Genomic DNA, 18,184 nt, shown 5'->3' on the forward strand with positions numbered 1-18,184 from the left:
CGGAGGACACCATGGAACCTGTCATTGCCCTGCCCCGCCTGCTCCTGCCGTTGCTCGTCGTCACCCTCGCCGCCTGCTCGCAGGCGGTGCCTGCACCGGTGGAGAGCGCACGCGCCGCGATGGCGGCGCCTGCGCCTGGCAAGACGGTGGCCCCTGCCGCGCCGGAGATCACCGTCCATCGCGATGCCTACTGCGGCTGCTGCCACCTGTGGGTGGAACACCTGCGCACCGCAGGTTTCGATGTGGAAGACCGCGTGGAGGACGCGATGAGCCCGGTCAAGGACCGGCTGGGCATCCTGCCTGAGCACGCCTCCTGCCACACCGCCGAAGTGGACGGCTACGTGATCGAAGGCCATGTGCCGGCCGCCGACATCCGCCGCCTGCTGCGCGAGAAGCCGCCGATCCGTGGCCTGGTCCTGCCCGGCATGCCGGTCGGTTCTCCCGGGATGGAGGTGGAAGGCGTCGATGCGCCTGCCTACACCGTGCTGGCATTGAACCGCGACGGCAGCACCACGCCCTACGCGGAACATTCGCCGTGATCCGGAAAGGGCGGCACGGACGCCGCCCGACCCCTTGACTCTGGAGCGTACTCCAGGGTGCAGACTGCAGGTACTTCAAGGAGTCCCCGCATGAACATCGGACAATTGTCCCGCCGCACCGGTGTCCCCATCGACACCGTGCGCTACTACGAAAAGCAGCGTCTGCTGCCCCCGCCCACCCGCAGCGCCAGCGGCTACCGGCATTACGAGGCCGACGACGTGCTGCGACTGAACTTCATCCGCCGCGCCAAGGTGCTGGGTTTCACCCTGGACGAGATCCGCGACCTGCTGGCGCTGAGCAGCGCACGCGACGGCGACATGGCCGCCATCCGCGCCGCCGCGGCCGACAAGCTGGCCGACGTGGAGCGGCGCCTGGCGGAACTGACCCGCATGCGCGACGGCCTGAGGACGCTGGTGGAGGCCTGCCCCGGCCACGGCGCGCTGGATCAATGCCCTATCGTCGGTGCACTGGGAGGTGAGGCATGAACCACACGCCCCACTCCCTTGGCGACCGGCCCGCGCCGCCCACCGCGACACACGCGTGCTGCAGCGGCCATCGCGATGCGCCCAAGGCCGACGACGGGCGCGTCCTGGATCCGGTCTGCGGCATGCGGGTCGATCCCGCCACCACCCCGCATCACGCCGGACATGCGGGCCAGACCTATCACTTCTGTTCGGCCGGATGCCGCACGAAGTTCGTCGCCGACCCCGCACGCTATCTGCAGCCTTCCCCGCAGGCGGCCGCTCCGCAGGCGCCGCCCGGCACGCAGTACACCTGCCCGATGCACCCGGAGATCGTGCAGGACGGCCCGGGCACGTGTCCGCTGTGCGGCATGGCGCTGGAACCGATGCTGCCTTCGCTGGAGGAAGAAGAGAATCCGGAGCTGACCGATTTCCGCCGGCGCTTCTGGTGGACGCTGCCGTTCAGCGCGGCCACGCTGCTGCTGGCCATGGGCGGCATGTACCTCGACATCATCCCGCCCACCGTGCGCATCTGGCTGGAATTCGCCTTCAGCACGCCGGTCGTGCTCTGGGCCGCCTGGCCCTTCTTCCAACGCTGGGCGCAGTCCATCCGCCACCGCAGCCCCAACATGTGGACGCTGATCGGCACCGGCGTGGGCGCCGCCTACGGCTACAGCGTGGTGGCCGTGCTGGCGCCGCAGCTGTTCCCGCCCTCGTTCCGCGACCACGGCCATGTCGGGGTGTACTTCGAAGCCGCCGCAGTGATCGTCTCGCTGACCCTGCTGGGCCAGCTGCTGGAACTGAAGGCGCGCTCGCAGACCTCCGCCGCCATCCGCGCCCTGCTGGGCCTGGCGCCGAAAACGGCGCGGCGCCTGCGCGAGGATGGCGAGGAAGAGGATGTCGAACTGTCGCATGTGCACGTCGGCGACCGCCTGCGCGTGCGGCCCGGCGAGAAGGTGCCGGTCGATGGCGTGGTGGTGGAAGGCCGCAGCCATGTGGACGAATCCATGCTGACCGGCGAACCGATGCCCGTGCCGCGCGCGCCCGGCGACCATGTCATCGGCGCCACGCTCAACGGGGCGGGCAGCCTGGTGATCCGCGCGGAGAAGCTGGGCAGCGACAGCGTACTGGCACAGATCGTACAGCTGGTCGCGCAGGCGCAGCGCACGCGCGCGCCGATGCAGCGGCTGGCGGACCGGGTGTCGTTCTGGTTCGTGCTGGCCGTACTGGGCGCGGCCCTGGCGACCCTGCTGGGCTGGGGCCTGTTCGGCCCTGAGCCGTCATGGACGCATGCCGTGCTCAATGCGGTGTCGGTGCTGATCATCGCCTGTCCCTGCGCGCTGGGGCTGGCCACGCCGATGTCGGTGATGGTGGCCAGCGGTCGCGCCGCACAGTCCGGCGTGCTGTTCCGCGACGCGGAGGCGATCGAGACCCTGCGCAAGGTCGACACGCTGATCGTCGACAAGACCGGCACCCTGACCGAAGGCCGACCGGTCTTCAGCGGCGTGCACGCACTGGTGCCGTTCGATGAGGACATGGTGCTGCGTCTGGCCGCCAGCCTGGATGCCGGCAGCGAACATCCGCTCGCACAGGCCGTCGTGCAGGAAGCGCGCCGTCGCGGACTGACGCTCTCGCCGGCGCAGGATTTCGAATCCGGCAGCGGCATCGGCGTGCGCGGCCGTGTCGACGGCCACCGGCTCGCGTTCGGCAATGCCGTGCTGATGCAGGAGGAACGGGTTCCGGTGCAGGCACTGGAGGCGCATGCCGGCCGCGCCCGCGGGGAAGGCGGCAGCGTGATGTTCCTCGCGGTCGACGGCGCGCCCGCCGGCAGCATCACGGTGGCCGATCCGGTGAAGGCCAGTACGCCGGAGGCCCTGCGCGCCCTGCGCGAGGGCGGCCTCCGCATCGTGATGGCCACGGGCGACAGCGAACGGACCGCGCATGCGGTCGCCGCGCGACTGGGCATCGAGGAGGTCCACGGCGACGTGCGCCCCGCCGACAAGGCGGCCCTGGTGGCGCGCCTGAAGCAGGCCGGGCACCGGGTCGCCATGGCCGGCGACGGCATCAACGATGCCCCCGCCCTCGCCGCGGCCGATGTCGGCATCGCCATGGGCACCGGCACCGACGTGGCCATGTCCAGCGCGCAGGTCACGCTGGTGAAGGGCGACCTTCGCGGCATCGCGCGGGCCAAGGCGCTGTCCGAGGCCACCGTGCGCAACATGCGGCAGAACCTGGCGTTCGCCTTCGTCTACAACGCGCTGGGCGTGCCGGTGGCAGCGGGCCTGCTGGGCCTGTTCGGCGGACCGCTGCTGTCGCCCATGCTGGCGGCGCTGGCCATGAGCCTCAGTTCCGCCTCGGTGGTCGGCAACGCCCTGCGCCTGCGGCACGCGGCGATCTCCGGCGGCTGAAACGCATGCGGCCGCCCGAGGGCGGCCGCATGTCGATGCGCGGGCGCTTACTTGACCTTGGCGTAGGTCGCCTTGAGGGCCACGCCGCTCATGATGTTGCCTGCGTAGCATTCGTAGTGGGTGGCGCTGCGGAACTCGTTCTTCTTGAAGTAGCTGACGATGTCGATCACGGCATTCGCACCGCGGTCCTTGGCGCCTTCCTGCAGGGCCTTCAGCGCCGACAGCGCCACCCAGTTGCAGGACTCCACGTCCGACTTGCCCACGCCGTTGGTCTTCTTGTTGGTGACGTCCTCGCCCATCCGGGCGGCCACGGCAGGCGTCTTTTCTCCGGCCAGGTAGAAGCGCACGCTGCCATCGATGCCGGCGGCCTTGGCCTGCGGCGAGTCGATCAGCTCACGCAGCGGAAGTTCCAGGCGCGTATCGGCGGCAAAGGCGGTCGGGGCGGTGAGCAGGGCCAACGCGGCCGTGGCGAGAATTCGTTTCATGGTGGGCTCCTTGGGATAGCGGGTTTCAGTCTTTCCAGCGCTTGAAGATGATCGATGTATTGATGCCGCCGAAGGCGAAGTTGTTGTTCATCACGTAGTCGGTCTGCAGTTCGCGACCCTCGCCGGTGATGTAGTCCAGGTCGGCGCAGCGCGGGTCGCGCTCCTCCAGGTTCAGCGTGGGGGCGAACCAGCCCTCGCGCATCATCTCCAGTGTGATCCAGGACTCGTAGGCGCCGCAGGCGCCCAGCGTGTGGCCGACGTAGCTCTTCAGCGAACTGATCGGCATGCGCTGGCCGAACACCGACGCGGTGGCCGTGGTCTCGGCGATGTCGCCGTGGTCGGTCGCCGTGCCGTGCGCGTTGACGTAGCCGATCGCATCCGGCTGCAGGCCCGCGTCTTCCAGCGCCAGCCGCATCGCCTGCGCCATCGTGTCGGCGCTGGGCTGGGTGACGTGCTGGCCGTCGCTGTTGGTGCCGTAGCCGACGATCTCGCCCAGGATGGTCGCACCGCGCGCGAGCGCATGTTCCAGGTCTTCCAGCACCAGCGTGCAGGCGCCCTCGCCCAGCACCAGGCCGTCGCGGTGGGCGTCGAACGGACGCGGCGTACTGTCCGGTTCGTGGTTGCGCACGCTGGTGGCGAACAGAGTGTCGAACACGGCCGCCGCCGTCGCATCCAGCTGCTCGGCGCCGCCGGCGATCATCGCCACCTGCTTGCCGCTGCGGATCGCCTCGAAGGCCGAGCCGACGCCCTGGCTGCCCGACGTGCAGGCGCTGGACGTGGTGTAGACGCGTCCGGTCAGGCCGAAGAACACGCCGATGTTCACCGGCGCGGTGTGGCTCATCATCTTCAGGTAGGTGGTGGCATTGATGCCTTCGGTGGTGTGCTCGTTGAGCATGCGGCCGAAGTCGCCGATGGCCTCGTGGCTGCCCGCCGACGAGCCGTAGGACACGCCTACCTTCCCGCTTTTCAGTACCGGGTGCCCCAGCAGGCCCGCCTGTTCCAGCGCCAGTTCGGTGGCGCGCACGGCCATGATGGCCACCCGGCCCATGCTGCGCGTGGTCTTGCGGTTGTAGTGCGCAGGCAGTTCGAAGGGCTCGGCCGGTGCCGCCAGGCGGGTGTTCAGGCCTTCGTACCGGTCCCAGTCCTGCATGTGCCGTACCGCATTGCGGCACTCGCGCAGGCGCAGGTGCACGCTGGCCCAGTCGTGCCCCAGCGGGCTGATCGCGCCCGCGCCGGTGACCGCCACACGTCGATCGATGCGGCTCATCCGACCAGCCCTCCGTTGACCGAGATCACCTGGCGGGTGACATAGGACGCCTGCGGCGACATCAGGAACGCCACCACGGCCGCGACCTCCTCCGGTTTGCCCACGCGCTTCATCGGAATCATCTTCAGGGCTTCGTCGACCACCTCCCCGCTGACCATTTCGGTATCGATCAGGCCGGGCGCGACGCAGTTGACGGTAATCGCGCGACTGGCCAGTTCCAGCGCCAGTGCCTTGGTGGCGCCGATGATGCCGGCCTTCGCCGCGCTGTAGTTGACCTGCCCGCGATTACCGACCAGGCCCGACACCGACGACAGCGTGACGATGCGGCCGGGCTTGCGCCGGCGCACCATCGGCATGATCAACGGGTTGAGGACGTTGTAGAACCCGTCCAGGTTGGTGTGCAGCACGGCGTCCCAATCCTCGCCGCTCATGGCCGGAAACGCGGTGTCGCGCGCGATGCCCGCGTTGCAGACCACGCCGTGATAGGCGCCGTGTTCGGCCACGTCGGCCTCCAGCGCCTGCGCGGCGGCGGCACGGTCGGCTACGTCGAAGGCCAGTACGCGGGCTTCGCGCCCGAGCGCACGCGCCTGCGCGGCGACGGCTTCGGCCTCGTCCACGCGGCTGCGGCAATGCACGACCAGATCGAAGCCATCCTGCGCCAGCGCCAGCGCGATGGCGCGCCCAATGCCCCGGCTCCCCCCGGTGACCAGGACCGTTGTCTCTCCCCTCATTGCGGCGTGCTCTCCAGATAAGCCATGGCGTCCGGCGGTTCGAACACCGACACGTTGGCGGTTGCCAGTTCGTCGCCGTCCTCCAGGATGCGGCAACGGAACATTCCCAGCCCATTGTCGCCCAGCAGCTCGCGCGTCGCCTCCACCCGAAGTAATGCGCCCGCCACGAACCACGTCACCCGACTCTCGTAGCGGCGCGTGCCCAGCAGGAAGCCGATCGACGGCTCGCGGCCCGCGCTGCGCGCACGGCATCCCGCCCAGGCGGCGATGGCCTGGGCCATGTATTCCACGCCCACCCAGGCCGGAACGCCTTCGGCATGGCTGAACGGTCCTTCGTGAGGCACGCGCAGCTCGACCGCCACGCTGTCCTCGTCCCAGGCCACCAGCCGGTCGACCAGGCGCAGGGTGCCGCGGTGCGGCACCACCCGTTCGATGTGATACAGATCGTGCATCACCCCTCCCCGAACACCAGCACGGCATTGCTGCCGCCGAACGCGAACGACTGGCTGAGCACGTGGCGCAGCGGCCGTGCGGCGATGGCGCCAGGCGGCACGAAGGCGAGCGCCGGCAACGCCGGGTCCGGCTCGCCATCCCACCAGTGCGGCGGCAGCCGGTGGCCGGGATTGTCGACCATCGCCAGCCAGCACAGGCCCGCCTCGATCGCGCCCGCCGCACCCAGCGTATGGCCCGTCAGCGGCTTGGTGGAACTCACCGGCACATCGGTACCGAGCGCCGTGCTGACCGCGCGGCTTTCCATCGCATCGTTCTGCGGCGTGGCGGTGCCGTGCAGGTTCACGTAGTCGATGTCGGCCGCTTTCAGGCCTGCCCGCGCCAGTGCGTGGCCGATGGCGGCGATGGCGCCATGGCCTTCCGGTTCCGGTGCCGACACGTGGTGGGCGTCGGAGGTTTCGCCCCAGCCCGCCAGCCGCACCGGTCCCGGATCGCGCGTCATCAGGAACAGGGCGGCGCCCTCGCCGATGTTGATGCCGCGGCGATGCGCCGAGAACGGATTGCAGCGCTCGCTGGCCACCGATTCCAGCGCCATGAAGCCGCGCACGGTGAACTGGCACAGCGAATCCGCGCCACCGGTGATGACCGCATCCACCAGCCCGGTGCGCAGCAGCCGCGCCGCCGACGCCATCGCCTTGGCGCTGGACGAGCAGGCGGTGGAGATGGTCCAGGCGGGGCCGCGCGCGCCGGATTCGGCGGCGAGGAACCGGGACGGCGCACCGATCTCCTGCTGCACGTAGTGGAAGCCTTCCGGCCAGCGGCCCTGCCGGCGCCACATCGCCATCGCCTGCTCCGCCTCGCCGATGCCCGAGGTGCTGGTGCCCACCACCACCGCCACCCGCGACGGACCGTAGCGTTCGATGGCCTGTCGGACCTGGCCCTGGATCTGCAGGTAGGCTGCGCGCAGCAGCGCGTTGTTGCGTCCGTGCAACGGCACCGGGTGATGGTCGAGCGATGGCAACGGACCGGATACGACGCCCAGTGCCAGGCGGTGACCCGGCAGCAGCGTCTCGTTCATCGCCACGCCGCCAGGGGCATCGTCGCGGAACAACGCCTCGCGTATCGCCGCGGTGCCATGGCCGAGCGCACACACCAGGCCGAGATCGTTCAGGAAGATGGCGTCGCCTTTCACGGACTGGGCGCTCCACCGGCCACCGATTCGATGGTCAGATCATAGCCATCGGCGCGGTTGCGGACCTGCAACGTTGTCGCACTTGTGCGTTCGCGCACCAGCCACGCACGACCATCCCGCCGCAGCTCGCGCACGTCGCCCGCCTCGTGCAGCTCCCATCCGGCAGGCAACACGGCACGCACCGCGTCCGCGGGCCACAGGCTGAACTGCACATCGTCGAGCACGCGCTCGCTGCGCACGGCGTCCGGTAGCCAGGCGGCACGCTGCTCCATCAGACTCTGGCCGTCCCACTGCAGGCGCACGCCGGTGCGGCCCATGGCCTGCACCGCCAGGCGCACCTCGGATGCGTCGACTTCGAGCAGCGCGTCCAGTTCGCGTACCTGCGTACCAAAGCGGAACACCAGCCGCTGTTGCACGGCCAGTTCATGGCCCAGCGCGGCCGGCGCCAGCCGCAACGCAGGCAGTTGAACCGCGGGCGCGACGGGGCGCGTTGCGCACGCGGCCAGCAGCAGGCTGGACAGCAGCAGCGCGATCAGCCGGTGCACAGCTGCTCCAGCACCTGCAGGCGACGCTGCGTGTCGGCGACGTAGGGATTCTTCCTGTCCCACGCGTAGCCGGCGAGGATGGAACAGATCATGCGGCGGATGTCCGGCTGCGGATCCGGATGGAAGATGATCCGCTGGAAGCCGCCGGCGTACCACGATTCCACGAACCGGCGGAACGTCTGCACGCCGCCGCGCAGGGGCGCCGCGAAGTCGGCTTCCCAGTCCACCGCCTCGCCGGCGTAGCGGCGGCGCAGGCATTCGCTGGCCAGCTGCGCCGACTTGAACGCGATGGTGACGCCGGAGGAGAACACGGGATCGAGGAACTCGCCCGCATTGCCGAGCAGCGCATAGCCCGGCCCCCACAGCGAGGACACGTTCGCCGAATAGCCGGTAATCTGCCGCACCGGCAGCACGGCCCACTCCGCATTCTTCAGCAGGCGGGTGAGGTTGGGGTCTTCGCCGACGATGGCCTGCAGGCGCTCCAGTTCGGTGCCCTGGTAACGGTCGAGGAATGCCGTTTCCGCGACCACGCCCAGCGAGCAGCAGCCGTTGGAGAACGGAATGGTCCAGTACCACACGTCCACGTGCTCCGGATGCGTGGTGATCAGGATCTTGTTGCGGTCGAAGCCCGCATCGTGCGGAATGTGGTCGCGCACGTGGGTGAAGATGGCGCCGCGCACCGGGAAGTTCGAGGGCGACTCCAGCTTCAGCAGGCGCGGCAGCAGGCGCCCGAAGCCACTGGCGTCCAGCATGAAGTCCGCTTCGATGGCGTACTCCTCGCCTTCCGGCGAACGCACGGTGACGCGCGGCGTCTCGCCCGGTTCGGCGGAAAGCACTTCATGGCGATAACGCACGTCCGCGCCCATGCGCTCGGCACCCTTGGCCAGCACGTGGTCGAAATCGGCGCGCTGCACCTGGTAGGTGGTGCCCCAGCCCGGCGAGAACTTGTCGCGGAAATCGAATTCGGTGGTGCGTTCGCCGCGCACGAACGCGGCACCGTTCTTGTATTGGAAGCCGGCTTCCACCACGTCCTGCAGCAGGCCAGCCGCCTGGATGTACTCCATGCTCTGCGGCAGCAGGCTTTCGCCGATGGAGAAGCGCGGAAACTGCTCGCGCTCGACGATCAGGACCTTCCGGCCCTGCTGGCGCAGCATCGCCGCGGCCACGGAACCGGCGGGGCCGGCGCCGATGATCAGGATGTCGGTGCGTTCCGTTTTCATTCGGAGGGGTGTCCTTGCAGGGAAGAAGCGTCCGGCGCCGGCCGGAACAGGGGCGACAGCAGCCAGACCAGGCCGATGCCGAACAGCAGGGTCAGGCCGAAGGCGCGCAGCGCGGGCGTGGCCGACAGGCCCAGCAGGCCGAACGAGAGCCACGTGCTCGCGGCACCCACACACACCGCAAGCCACGCGCTGGCGTCGCCGCGGTGCTCGACCAGGAAGATGCCGTAGTCGATGCCCATGCCCAGCAGCAGCATCAGCGCCAGCACGTTGAACAGCTGCAGCGGCTGGCCCAGCCACCCCAGCAGCGCGACGGTCAGCAGGCCGGCCAGCAGGGTCGGCGTGATCACGCGCCACGCCTGCGTGCGGTAGCGGATCGCCAGCACGACGAATACGACCGCCACGCCGGCCAGCAGCAGCCAGGACATCATGTGGCGGTAGTACGCCAGGAGGCGTGAAATGTCGGCGGTCCGATCGACCCAGCGCACGCCGTCCAGCCCCTTGGCCTGGGCGGCGAAGACAGCCAGCGCATCGGGTCGCGACAGGTCGTTGACCATCACCACCGAGGCCATGCCCTGCCCCACCTTTCCCAGCCACAGGGAGCGCACGGGCAGCGACGCGGGCGACGCCAGGAAGGCCTCGATGTCCAGCGCGGATGCCGCGAATTCGCCACGCGCCAACGTCTCGCCGGTGACGGTCGACAGGCGCGCCAGCACGAGCCGTTCGACGCGCGAGGTCAACGCAGCGTCTTCGTCCTGCCGGCGCTGCGATGGCAGCCAGTCGCTCAGGGCGCGATGGCCGCCGACGGACCCGTCGGCCTCGATGTCGCGCAGCCGGGCGACCAGCCGCTCCTCGCGCTGCAGGACCTGTTCGGCATCGCGGCCCTGCACCAGGAAGAACTGCGCCGGACTGGGCATGCCCAGCAGGCGACCCACCTCGCGTTGCTGGGCGATCAGCTCGGCTGGCGACGATTGCAGGCTGCGCAGGTCGTCGTTCCCCTGCACGCGCATCAGTCCCGGCACGGCGACCAGCAGCACCACGACGGCGAGCGCGATGCCCCCGCGACGCGTCGCCAAGCGCGGCCAGCGCGCCAGCGTGCCGCCCAGCCAGCGCGAGAAGCCCGTGGTGCGCACCTCACCGCCATCGAGCCAGGGGAACAGGAAGATCACCGTCAGGAAGGCCGCCGACAGTCCGACCACCGAGAACAGCGCCATCTGGCGCAGTCCGGGAAAAGGCGCCAGCCCCAACGCCAGGTACGCCAGCGCGCTGGTCAGCAACGCCAGCCACAGGCCCGGCAACAACTGCCGCAACAGCGACCAGCGGCGCGCCGCCGCCACGCCCTGGCGCGAGGCGAACCAGTGGATGCCATAGTCCTCGGCGACACCCACCAGGCTGGCGCCGAAGATCAGCGTCAGCAGGTGGATCTTGCCGAACACCAGCACGGTGACGGTCAGGGCGACCGCGCACCCGACCAGCAGGGACAGCGCGACCAGCAGCAGCGGCCGGAACGAACGGAACGCCAGCCACACCAGCAGCAGCACGGCGGCCAGCGAACCCCAGCCGATGGTGTTGACCTCGCGGCTGGCCTGGACCGCGGCGGACTCGGCATGCAACGGCACGCCGGCCTTCAGGACGCGCAGTCCCGGCGCGGCGGTGGTGGCCGCGCCTGAGGCGGCGTCCAGCAGGTCCTGCAGCCGCCGTTGCCCATCCAGCTTGAACGCGGAGTCGCGCAGGGTGAAACGCAGCACCGCCCAATGGCGCCCGTCGGCCTGCAGCAGGCCGTCGGCATCCAGCGCCATGCCCGAGGCGGCCACCTGGGCCTGCCACCAGTGCGGCCACAGGCCGAGGGGATCGTCGCGCCACTCGGTCAGCCGCGGCGCCCCCATGGGGCCGTACAGGGCGGCGAGCGCCGATTCGGCCAGCGTATCGGCCGGGGTCTGCTCCAACTGGCGGCGCTGCGCTTGCGTCAGCAGGCGATCGCGATACGGCGCCAGCGCAGCGCGCGCCTGGGCGAACCAGTCCTCGGGCGAGCGCTCCGCCATCAGCAGGCCCGCGCCATCGCCGGTCGATGCCCGCACGGCGGCCTCGAACGCGTCACGGGCGCGCAGCGCCGCTTCCGCATCGACAGCGCCGAGCATCACCACCACGTCGCGCGCACTGTTGCCGGCGATCCGCCGGGTGGCGTCGGCAACCGCAGGATCGCCGGCATCCATCGGCAACAGCGCCAGGATGTCGCTGTCGATGCGCGGGGCCTGCCAGAAGCGTACGTGATGCCAGGCCACGGCCACGAGCACCAGCAGCCACGCCAGCGCCAGCCAGCGCCAGCCGCGCAGCCTGCCCTCCGCCCCCGGCGATGCGTGCGGCTCAGTCAAACCGGGCGGCCTCGTCGCGTGTCAGGGTGGCCGGCGTCTCGGTCATGGCCTCGAAATGCAGGCGGGTGACATCGCCGTTGGCTTCGCGCAGCTCCACGTCGCGCACGTAGCGGTCGCCCGCCAGCCGTACCGACGTGAACGCCTGCGCCAACTGGCGCGAACGGGGCGACAGCGTCATCCGCCAGCCCTTGCCGTCGCCGGTCTCTTCCTTCACGTCGAAAGCGGCGGTGAGCGCCTTCGTATCGCCGCTCATCAACGCGAACATCATGGCGTTGATGCTGCGCAGGCCCGGCTGCTGGCGCCCGTCCACCTCCACACGGCGACTGCCGTCGCGTTGGCGGCTCAGGATGCGGTCCTGGGTGATGACGGTCTCCGAGGGGAATGGCGCCAGCGTGGTCCACACCACGCCCTTGTCGCGTGCCAGCAGGAAACGCCCGCTGGAGCGCAGCGGATTCCTGAAGCCCGCGACCTGTTTCTCCTGGCTGAATTCACCGCGCAGCAGCGGCACCTGCGCCACCTGCGCGCGCACCCGGGCCAGCGGCTCCGCCGCCACGCCCGGAGAGAGCGGACCGGCCCAAGCCAAGGCCAGGGCAAGGACGACCAGCAGGTCACGGACGAACGTCATGGCGCAGGAACTCCCAACCGCTCCCAGAGCACGGGCGGACACAGGTACAGCATCTCGCCTGAAGCGGCGTCGACCGCCACCTGGATCGTATGCGCGCGCGTCAGCACCTCGCCGCTGGCGGCATCGCGGATTTCGTAGTCCATCCTCAAGCGGTTCTCCCACTCGCTGATGCGGGCCGCCACGACCAGTGGCTGCGCGTACCGCAGCGGCCGGATGTACTTCACCCGCGTATCGACGATCGGCCACATGTAGCCGGACGCATGCATCTGCGGGTAGTCGTAATCGAAGCGCTGCAGCAGCGCGCACCGGGCGATCTCCAGGTACTTGAAATAGTGCCCGTGCCAGACCACCTGCATGGCGTCGCAGTCGTGGAAGGCGGGGCTCAATGCGACCTCGATGGCGAAGTCGTCACGCTGTTCAGCCCGCATAGACGGCCCAGCGTTCGTCGCGGATGTCGGCCAGCAACCGGCGCAGTTCGCCGTCCAGTGCCCTGTCTTCCTCGACCAGCGCGATGCGCGCCTGCAGGTCGGCGTACATCGCTGCCGGACCTTCGCCCAGCGTGGACGGCAGGCCGACGCGCTGGCGCAGGGCCAGGGCCTGGCGCGCGGCGATCAGCATGCCGGCGACCACCTGCTCGGTCAGTTCGATCACCCGCAGGCAGTCGCGCGCGGCGATGGTGCCCATGCTGACCTTGTCCTGGTTGTGGCATTCGGTGGAACGCGAGAACACCGACGCCGGCATGGTCAGCTTCAGCGCTTCGGCCGTCCACGCCGACACGCTGATCTGCAGGGCCTTCAAGCCATGGTTGATCGCCGCGCGCGACCCGGTGGCGCCGGACAGGTTGGCGGGAAGGCCATGGTTGTAGCGGGCATCGACGATCAGCGCGAGCTGGCGGTCCAGCAGGTCGGCCACGTTGGCCACCGTGTTCTTCAGCGAATCCATCGCGAACGCGATATGCCCGCCGTAGAAATGGCCGCCATGCAGGATCTGTTCGCGTTCCGGGTCGATCAGCGGATTGTCGTTGGCGCTGTTGAGTTCGGTCTCGATCAGCTGGCGCAGGAACGGCAGCGCGTCTTCCAGCACGCCGATCACATGCGGTGCGCAGCGCAGTGAGTACCGGTCCTGCAGCCGCTGCTCGTTGCGCTGCGGACGGTCGCTGTGCAGGTCCTCGCGCAGGCGCTGCGCCACGCGCGACTGGCCGGGATGCGGCTTGGCGGCGAACAGCACCGCATCGAAATGGTGGGCATTGCCGTTGCTGGCCAGCACGTTGAACGCCGTCAGCCGGGTGGCGAGCCGCGACAGGTACTCCGCACGGTGGAACGCCAGGCAGGCCAGCGCCGTCATCACCGCGGTGCCATTCATGATGGCCAGGCCTTCCTTGGGGCGCAGCGTCAGTGGCGTCATGCCGATCTCGGACAGCGCCTCGCCCGCGGGGCGCCGCCGACCCCCGTGCATGACGTCGCGTTCGCCGCACAGCACGGCCGCCACGTACGACAGCGGCGTCAGGTCGCCGCTGGCGCCGACCGAGCCCTCGGCCGGAATCAGGGGCAGCACGTCGTGGCGCAGCAGGGTTTCCAGCCCTTCCAGCAACGGCAGGCTGACGCCGGACATGCCGCGCACCAGCGACGCAAGGCGCGCGGCGAGTACCGCGCGCGTCTCGGCCTCGTCCAGGAAGCGGCCCAGCCCGCAGCCGTGGTACGTGTAAAGGTGGTGCGGCAGTTCCGCCACCAGCGCGGGCGGGATGTTGACCGTGCACGAATCGCCGTAGCCGGTGGTCACGCCATAGATGACGCCCTCCTCCTCCAGCAACCGGCTGAGGAAGTCCGCCCCGCGCGCGATGCGTGCGCGGAAACCGGGATCCCTCGAGAGCACGGCGGGCACCTGCCGGCGCGACAGCGCCACCACGTCCTCGATGCGCAGCGGTGCGTCGCCGAAGACCGGCGCTGCGGATTCACTCATTGCGGGCGTCATGCGTTACCTGATCCCAGAAGGGGTAGAAGTTGAACCAGTCATAAGGCGACAGGCGGACCTGCCGTTCCAGCCACGCCGCGAACTGCGAAGCGTAGCCGGCCAGCGCGGCGTCGCGCGAGCCGCGCGGCAGTTCGATGCGTTCGGCGAAGGCGTCCATGCGCACGCTGTAACCATCGCCCTCGTGCGTGCAGGCCATGGTGAACACCGGGCATTTCAGCGCGGCGCCCAGCACATAGGCCCCGATGGGAAACGGCGCCGGGCGGCCCAGGAACGGCGCGTTCACCGTGCGGCCGCCACGCAGGGGCACGCGGTCGCCGGCAATGGCGACGAACTCGCCACGGGCCACGCGCTCGGCCAGCTTCACCGCGTCGGCCGGCCCCAGGTCGGTGACCTGCAGCAGTTCGACCCGGGTCGTCGCGTCGAGGCGGCGCATCATGCGGTTGAAGCGCTCGGCATGCGCCGTATGCACCAGCGCGGTCAGACGCAGCCCTGGGACCTGTTCGGCCATCACCTGGCACAGTTCAAGACAGCCCAGGTGTCCGGTGACGATCAATCCGCCCTGCCCCGACCTGACCCGCGCCAGCACGCCCTCGCGGTGCATGCGCACGCGGTCGACCGGATAGCGCTGGCCCAGCGCCAGGATCTTGTCCAGCAGCGTCTCGGCGAACATGGCGAAGTGATGCAGGCTGTGCCGCATGCCCGGCGCCTCCGCCGGCACGCCCAGGTGCGCGTGGGCGCGTCGCAGGTACTGCAACGAGGCGCGCCGCGCAGTGCCGTTGAGCAGCCAGTGGACCAGCACCACCGGATACACGCAGACGCGAAAGGGCCAGCGTCCCAGCCAGCGATGCACCGCGCACAGCAGCAGGATGCCGCCGACCGAGGTGGATTCGCCGATCTCGGCCCAATGCTGGCCGCGACCGCTCACGACGCCACCGCCGCACGGCGCACCAGCAGTCGCGGCAGGCGGCGCAGCATGCCGAAGAACAGGCGCGCGTGCATGCGGCTGATGCGGACGTTGTCGCGCCAGACATCGAAGTGGGAAACCCCGTCCAGCGGGTACGTCACGCGCGTGGGCAGGTTGTGGACCACGATGCCGCGCCAGAACAGCCGCACCAGCACCTCCACGTCGAAGTCCATGCGAAGGCCGATGGTCTCCTCGTCCATCAGCCGCAGCACCGGCGGCAGCGGATACACGCGGAAGCCGCACATCGAATCGCGGATCGCGAACGACAGGGTGTTGATCCATACCCAGACATGGGTGAGGTAGCGGCCGTACAGCCTGCCCTTCGGCACGCTGGCGTCGTAGCGCGGTACGCCGCAGACCACATCGTCCGGATGCGCCCGGGCCCGCGCGAGGAAGCGCGGGATGTCGGCCGGGTCGTGCTGTCCGTCCGCATCGATCTGCAGCACATGGGAGTAGCCCTCGCCGCCCGCCTGCCGGAATCCGGCCAGCACCGCGCCGCCCTTGCCCTGGTTCACCGGCAACCGCAGCAGCTCCACACGCGGTGCATGCAGCGCCGCCAGCCGGTCGAGTTCGCGCGCGCAGGCGGCGCCCGAACCGTCGTCCACCAGCAGGCATGTCACGTCGGCGGCCAGCACGCCCTCCACCATCGTGGCGATGGCGTGCTCGTGGTCGAATACGGGGATCACCACCAGCGGATTGAAACCGGGCCGGGCCGGCGCCTGCTCACTCGCCATCGTCGAACACCACCCGGCCGCTGGCGTGCGGACCGTGTACGGATGTATAGCGGAACTGCAGCGTGCAACGCTCGGCCTGCCACTCAAGTTCCAGATGGATCGTGTCGCCCGGACGTGCCACGCGCTGGAATTTCAGCGCCTCCATGCGCAGGAAGCGCGATGGAAGGGGGAACGCCTCGCGCGCAAGCTGGACCGCCCAGTCCAGCTGGGCCACGCCTGGCAGGATCGCGGCCTGCGGGAAATGGCCATCGAACACGGCCAGCGACGCATCCAGCGGCAGTTCGACCCGCGCCTGCGTCGGCGTGCGCAGCGTCCACGTCGCCGTCGGGCGCTCGGGACGGAACAGGGCGGTCAGCGCCGCTTCGGTCACCTTGCCCTGCGCATTCGCCGGCAACGCGGACACGAAGCGCCACCGTCGCGGACGCGTCACCGCATCCTGGCTGGCAGCCAGATGCCGCGACAACGCCTGCGACAGGGCACGGCGCGCCGCCGCGTCCTCGGGTACGGGCAGGCCGCTGGCCATCGCGACCACGGCCGCCAACGTACTGCGGCTTCCGCCCAGCAACAGCACCCGCACGTCCCCGACCGCGGGATGCGCCCGGACCTGCCGTTCCAGCGCATCCAGCGACACGCGTCGCTCTTCCACCTTCACGATGCGGTCCGCACGCCCCAGCAGACGGAACCCACCGCAGCCGTCCGGCTCCGCGCGGTCCTGGCTGCGCCACCACGCGGCATCGGAGAGGTGCGGCGAATGCACTTCGAGCACGCCCTCCTGCACGCGCCACTCCACGCCAGGCAGCGCCCGCCACCCCGGCTGCTCCTCGCGCCAGCGCCGCCATGCGATGCCGCCGGTCTCGCTGCTGCCCAGGATCTCCGTCGGCGACACGCCCAGCAGGCGCGATACCTCATGCGCGGCTTCGGCGGGCAATACCCCGCCCGAGGAGAACACCGCGCGCAGCCGTCCATGCAGCGACGCCCAGTCCAACTGCGCCGGCAGGCGCTTGAGATGGGCCGGACTGGCCACCAGTACCGCGTCCTGCCCGTCCATCGCGGCCAGCAGGTCTTCCGGAAAGAAGGCGCGCGGGACGATCGCGCGGCCGGCGGACAGCGGCCAAAGCACCCGGAACAACAGGCCGTAGATGTGCTGGTGGGAGACGGTCCCGTGTACGGTCGCGCCCTCGAGGCCCGTACCGAGCGCAGCTTCCAGCGCGTGCACCTCGGCATCGAGCTGTCGCAGCTGCTTCTCGATCGCGACCGGCTCGCCCGTGCTGCCCGAGGTGAACACGACCAGCCGCGCCGCCTCCGCATCGAGCGGTTGCAGCGGGGTAGCGGACACATCGTCGGTGGGCGCCGCCAGCGTGGCCTGCGGCCAATCGCCTGCGAAACCATCCACCCGCCCCTTAAGGCGCGCCTGCGTCCCCGCCAGCGCATCGCCGGGCAGCACCACGGTCTTGCCCGCGTGCCAGGCGCCGTACAGGGCCGCAGCAAAGCATGCTGCATCTTCGAAATGGAGCGCCCACGCATGCGCCGGCGAAGCAGCGAATGCGGTACGCCACCGCAGCACGTCGCGATGGAAGTGCGCATGGTCGCGGGAATCCCGACCGGCCGCCGTGAATGCACGACCGGGCTCAGGCTGCACCGCCACCTCGGCCAGACAGCGCCACTCAGCCATGCCGGTGCCCCGCCCTGACCCGCTGCCGCACCACCCACTCCACGCCGAACAGCAGGCCGATCAGCCCGTAGGCGATCAGGCCGTTGTACAGCGCCCACGCGCGGTCGGACATCCACAACGCCGTCGCCAGCGCCAGCGTGCCGTTCAGGACGAAGAAGCCGCACCACACCTGGGTGACCCGGCGCGTGTACGCCACGCCGGACGGCGGCAGGTCGGGTTCGCTCAGCCGGGCGATGCGCTCCACCGCCGTCGGCGGGAACGCCAGGCTGGCCGCGAACACGACCAGCAGCACCGCATTGATCAACGCCGGATACAGCTTCAACGGCAGCGCCTGATTGAACACCGTCGCCAGCGCCGCCAGCACGGCCGCGCCGGCCGCCGCGACCAGCCACACCGCCTGGCGGGTCGCGAGCGCACGCAACAGCGCAAGCGCCAGCAGCAATACCGCCAGCCAGCGGGGCTCGAACCGGCCCATGGCCCAGTACACCACCAGCGGGTACGCCACCGACAACGCCACGAACATGGCCGCGCCTATCCTGGACACGGGAGA

General features: G+C 70.1%; 18 protein-coding genes. 3 read left to right on the top strand and 15 right to left on the bottom strand.

What is annotated here, in order from left to right; genetic code table 11:
- The first annotated feature begins 11 nt into the window (after nucleotides 1–11).
- The 3 genes from IAE60_RS13620 (at nucleotide 12) to IAE60_RS13630 (ending at nucleotide 3,409) form a co-directional block, all read left to right on the top strand.
- On the top strand, nucleotides 12–539 hold the full coding sequence (locus tag IAE60_RS13620) for a DUF411 domain-containing protein (protein ID WP_187572680.1): 528 nt from the start codon (nucleotides 12–14) through the stop codon (nucleotides 537–539).
- A 90-nt stretch (nucleotides 540–629) separates the two neighbouring features.
- Nucleotides 630–1,025, top strand: coding sequence for a heavy metal-responsive transcriptional regulator (locus IAE60_RS13625; RefSeq protein ID WP_185896223.1), 396 nt, complete (start codon nucleotides 630–632; stop codon nucleotides 1,023–1,025).
- A 122-nt stretch (nucleotides 1,026–1,147) separates the two neighbouring features.
- Entirely contained in the window at nucleotides 1,148–3,409 is a 2,262-nt protein-coding gene (locus IAE60_RS13630; protein WP_244966728.1) for a heavy metal translocating P-type ATPase, read from the top strand.
- A 47-nt stretch (nucleotides 3,410–3,456) separates the two neighbouring features.
- On the opposite strand, the gene IAE60_RS13635 is transcribed toward IAE60_RS13630, so the two are convergent.
- Genes IAE60_RS13635 through IAE60_RS13705 form a run of 15 tightly spaced genes read right to left on the bottom strand, consistent with a single transcriptional unit; the run spans nucleotide 3,457 to nucleotide 18,178 of the window.
- Nucleotides 3,457–3,894, bottom strand: coding sequence for an excinuclease ATPase subunit (locus IAE60_RS13635; RefSeq protein ID WP_187572682.1), 438 nt, complete (start codon nucleotides 3,892–3,894; stop codon nucleotides 3,457–3,459).
- Nucleotides 3,895–3,919: 25 nt separating this feature from the next.
- Nucleotides 3,920–5,161: a beta-ketoacyl-ACP synthase gene (locus tag IAE60_RS13640; RefSeq protein ID WP_185896226.1), complete on the bottom strand. Its 1,242-nt coding sequence runs from the start codon at nucleotides 5,159–5,161 to the stop codon at nucleotides 3,920–3,922.
- A complete protein-coding gene (gene fabG / locus IAE60_RS13645; protein WP_187572683.1) occupies nucleotides 5,158–5,892 on the bottom strand; it encodes a 3-ketoacyl-ACP reductase FabG2 in 735 nt (244 codons plus the stop codon). Before fabG ends, IAE60_RS13640 begins: the two co-directional genes overlap by 4 nt.
- Nucleotides 5,889–6,344, bottom strand: a complete 456-nt coding sequence (locus IAE60_RS13650) for a hotdog family protein (RefSeq protein ID WP_187572684.1) — start codon at nucleotides 6,342–6,344, stop codon at nucleotides 5,889–5,891. Before IAE60_RS13650 ends, fabG begins: the two co-directional genes overlap by 4 nt.
- A complete protein-coding gene (locus tag IAE60_RS13655) occupies nucleotides 6,344–7,534 on the bottom strand; it encodes a beta-ketoacyl-ACP synthase (RefSeq protein WP_187572685.1) in 1,191 nt (396 codons plus the stop codon). Before IAE60_RS13655 ends, IAE60_RS13650 begins: the two co-directional genes overlap by 1 nt.
- Entirely contained in the window at nucleotides 7,531–8,079 is a 549-nt protein-coding gene (locus IAE60_RS13660; RefSeq protein ID WP_187572686.1) for a DUF3261 domain-containing protein, read from the bottom strand. The genes IAE60_RS13655 and IAE60_RS13660 overlap by 4 nt, the downstream gene beginning before the upstream one ends.
- Complete coding sequence (locus IAE60_RS13665) at nucleotides 8,067–9,299, bottom strand: NAD(P)/FAD-dependent oxidoreductase (RefSeq protein ID WP_185896231.1); 1,233 nt, start codon at nucleotides 9,297–9,299, stop codon at nucleotides 8,067–8,069. The genes IAE60_RS13660 and IAE60_RS13665 overlap by 13 nt, the downstream gene beginning before the upstream one ends.
- Entirely contained in the window at nucleotides 9,296–11,668 is a 2,373-nt protein-coding gene (locus IAE60_RS13670; protein WP_222937144.1) for an MMPL family transporter, read from the bottom strand. Before IAE60_RS13670 ends, IAE60_RS13665 begins: the two co-directional genes overlap by 4 nt.
- On the bottom strand, nucleotides 11,661–12,293 hold the full coding sequence (locus IAE60_RS13675; protein WP_187572687.1) for an outer membrane lipoprotein carrier protein LolA: 633 nt from the start codon (nucleotides 12,291–12,293) through the stop codon (nucleotides 11,661–11,663). The genes IAE60_RS13670 and IAE60_RS13675 overlap by 8 nt, the downstream gene beginning before the upstream one ends.
- Nucleotides 12,290–12,721: an acyl-CoA thioesterase gene (locus IAE60_RS13680; protein WP_187572688.1), complete on the bottom strand. Its 432-nt coding sequence runs from the start codon at nucleotides 12,719–12,721 to the stop codon at nucleotides 12,290–12,292. Before IAE60_RS13680 ends, IAE60_RS13675 begins: the two co-directional genes overlap by 4 nt.
- Nucleotides 12,711–14,252 (bottom strand): HAL/PAL/TAL family ammonia-lyase, encoded by a 1,542-nt coding sequence (locus IAE60_RS13685; RefSeq protein WP_187572689.1) that lies wholly within the window; start codon nucleotides 14,250–14,252, stop codon nucleotides 12,711–12,713. The genes IAE60_RS13680 and IAE60_RS13685 overlap by 11 nt, the downstream gene beginning before the upstream one ends.
- Nucleotides 14,245–15,189 carry a lysophospholipid acyltransferase family protein gene (locus tag IAE60_RS13690; RefSeq protein WP_187572690.1) on the bottom strand — a complete coding sequence of 315 codons (945 nt, stop codon included), beginning with the start codon at nucleotides 15,187–15,189 and terminating at the stop codon, nucleotides 14,245–14,247. The genes IAE60_RS13685 and IAE60_RS13690 overlap by 8 nt, the downstream gene beginning before the upstream one ends.
- Nucleotides 15,186–15,962 (bottom strand): glycosyltransferase family 2 protein, encoded by a 777-nt coding sequence (locus IAE60_RS13695; protein ID WP_187572691.1) that lies wholly within the window; start codon nucleotides 15,960–15,962, stop codon nucleotides 15,186–15,188. The genes IAE60_RS13690 and IAE60_RS13695 overlap by 4 nt, the downstream gene beginning before the upstream one ends.
- Nucleotides 15,952–17,634, bottom strand: coding sequence for an ApeI family dehydratase (locus IAE60_RS13700; protein ID WP_187572692.1), 1,683 nt, complete (start codon nucleotides 17,632–17,634; stop codon nucleotides 15,952–15,954). Before IAE60_RS13700 ends, IAE60_RS13695 begins: the two co-directional genes overlap by 11 nt.
- Nucleotides 17,627–18,178 carry a COG4648 family protein gene (locus tag IAE60_RS13705; protein ID WP_244966580.1) on the bottom strand — a complete coding sequence of 184 codons (552 nt, stop codon included), beginning with the start codon at nucleotides 18,176–18,178 and terminating at the stop codon, nucleotides 17,627–17,629. The genes IAE60_RS13700 and IAE60_RS13705 overlap by 8 nt, the downstream gene beginning before the upstream one ends.
- Between the last annotated feature and the right edge of the window lie 6 nt (nucleotides 18,179–18,184).

It is taken from the genome of Pseudoxanthomonas mexicana, from assembly GCF_014397415.1.
Lineage (GTDB): Bacteria > Pseudomonadota > Gammaproteobacteria > Xanthomonadales > Xanthomonadaceae > Pseudoxanthomonas_A > Pseudoxanthomonas_A mexicana.

Coding starts and splice junctions, on each gene's coding strand:
- IAE60_RS13620 (WP_187572680.1), top strand. CDS start 12: ATGGAACCTGTCATTGCCCTGCCCCGCCTGCTCCTGCCGTTGCTCGTC.
- IAE60_RS13625 (WP_185896223.1), top strand. CDS start 630: ATGAACATCGGACAATTGTCCCGCCGCACCGGTGTCCCCATCGACACC.
- IAE60_RS13630 (WP_244966728.1), top strand. CDS start 1,148: ATGCGGGTCGATCCCGCCACCACCCCGCATCACGCCGGACATGCGGGC.
- IAE60_RS13635 (WP_187572682.1), bottom strand. CDS start 3,894: ATGAAACGAATTCTCGCCACGGCCGCGTTGGCCCTGCTCACCGCCCCG.
- IAE60_RS13640 (WP_185896226.1), bottom strand. CDS start 5,161: ATGAGCCGCATCGATCGACGTGTGGCGGTCACCGGCGCGGGCGCGATC.
- fabG (WP_187572683.1), bottom strand. CDS start 5,892: ATGAGGGGAGAGACAACGGTCCTGGTCACCGGGGGGAGCCGGGGCATT.
- IAE60_RS13650 (WP_187572684.1), bottom strand. CDS start 6,344: ATGCACGATCTGTATCACATCGAACGGGTGGTGCCGCACCGCGGCACC.
- IAE60_RS13665 (WP_185896231.1), bottom strand. CDS start 9,299: ATGAAAACGGAACGCACCGACATCCTGATCATCGGCGCCGGCCCCGCC.
- IAE60_RS13675 (WP_187572687.1), bottom strand. CDS start 12,293: ATGACGTTCGTCCGTGACCTGCTGGTCGTCCTTGCCCTGGCCTTGGCT.
- IAE60_RS13680 (WP_187572688.1), bottom strand. CDS start 12,721: ATGCGGGCTGAACAGCGTGACGACTTCGCCATCGAGGTCGCATTGAGC.
- IAE60_RS13685 (WP_187572689.1), bottom strand. CDS start 14,252: ATGAGTGAATCCGCAGCGCCGGTCTTCGGCGACGCACCGCTGCGCATC.
- IAE60_RS13695 (WP_187572691.1), bottom strand. CDS start 15,962: ATGGCGAGTGAGCAGGCGCCGGCCCGGCCCGGTTTCAATCCGCTGGTG.
- IAE60_RS13700 (WP_187572692.1), bottom strand. CDS start 17,634: ATGGCTGAGTGGCGCTGTCTGGCCGAGGTGGCGGTGCAGCCTGAGCCC.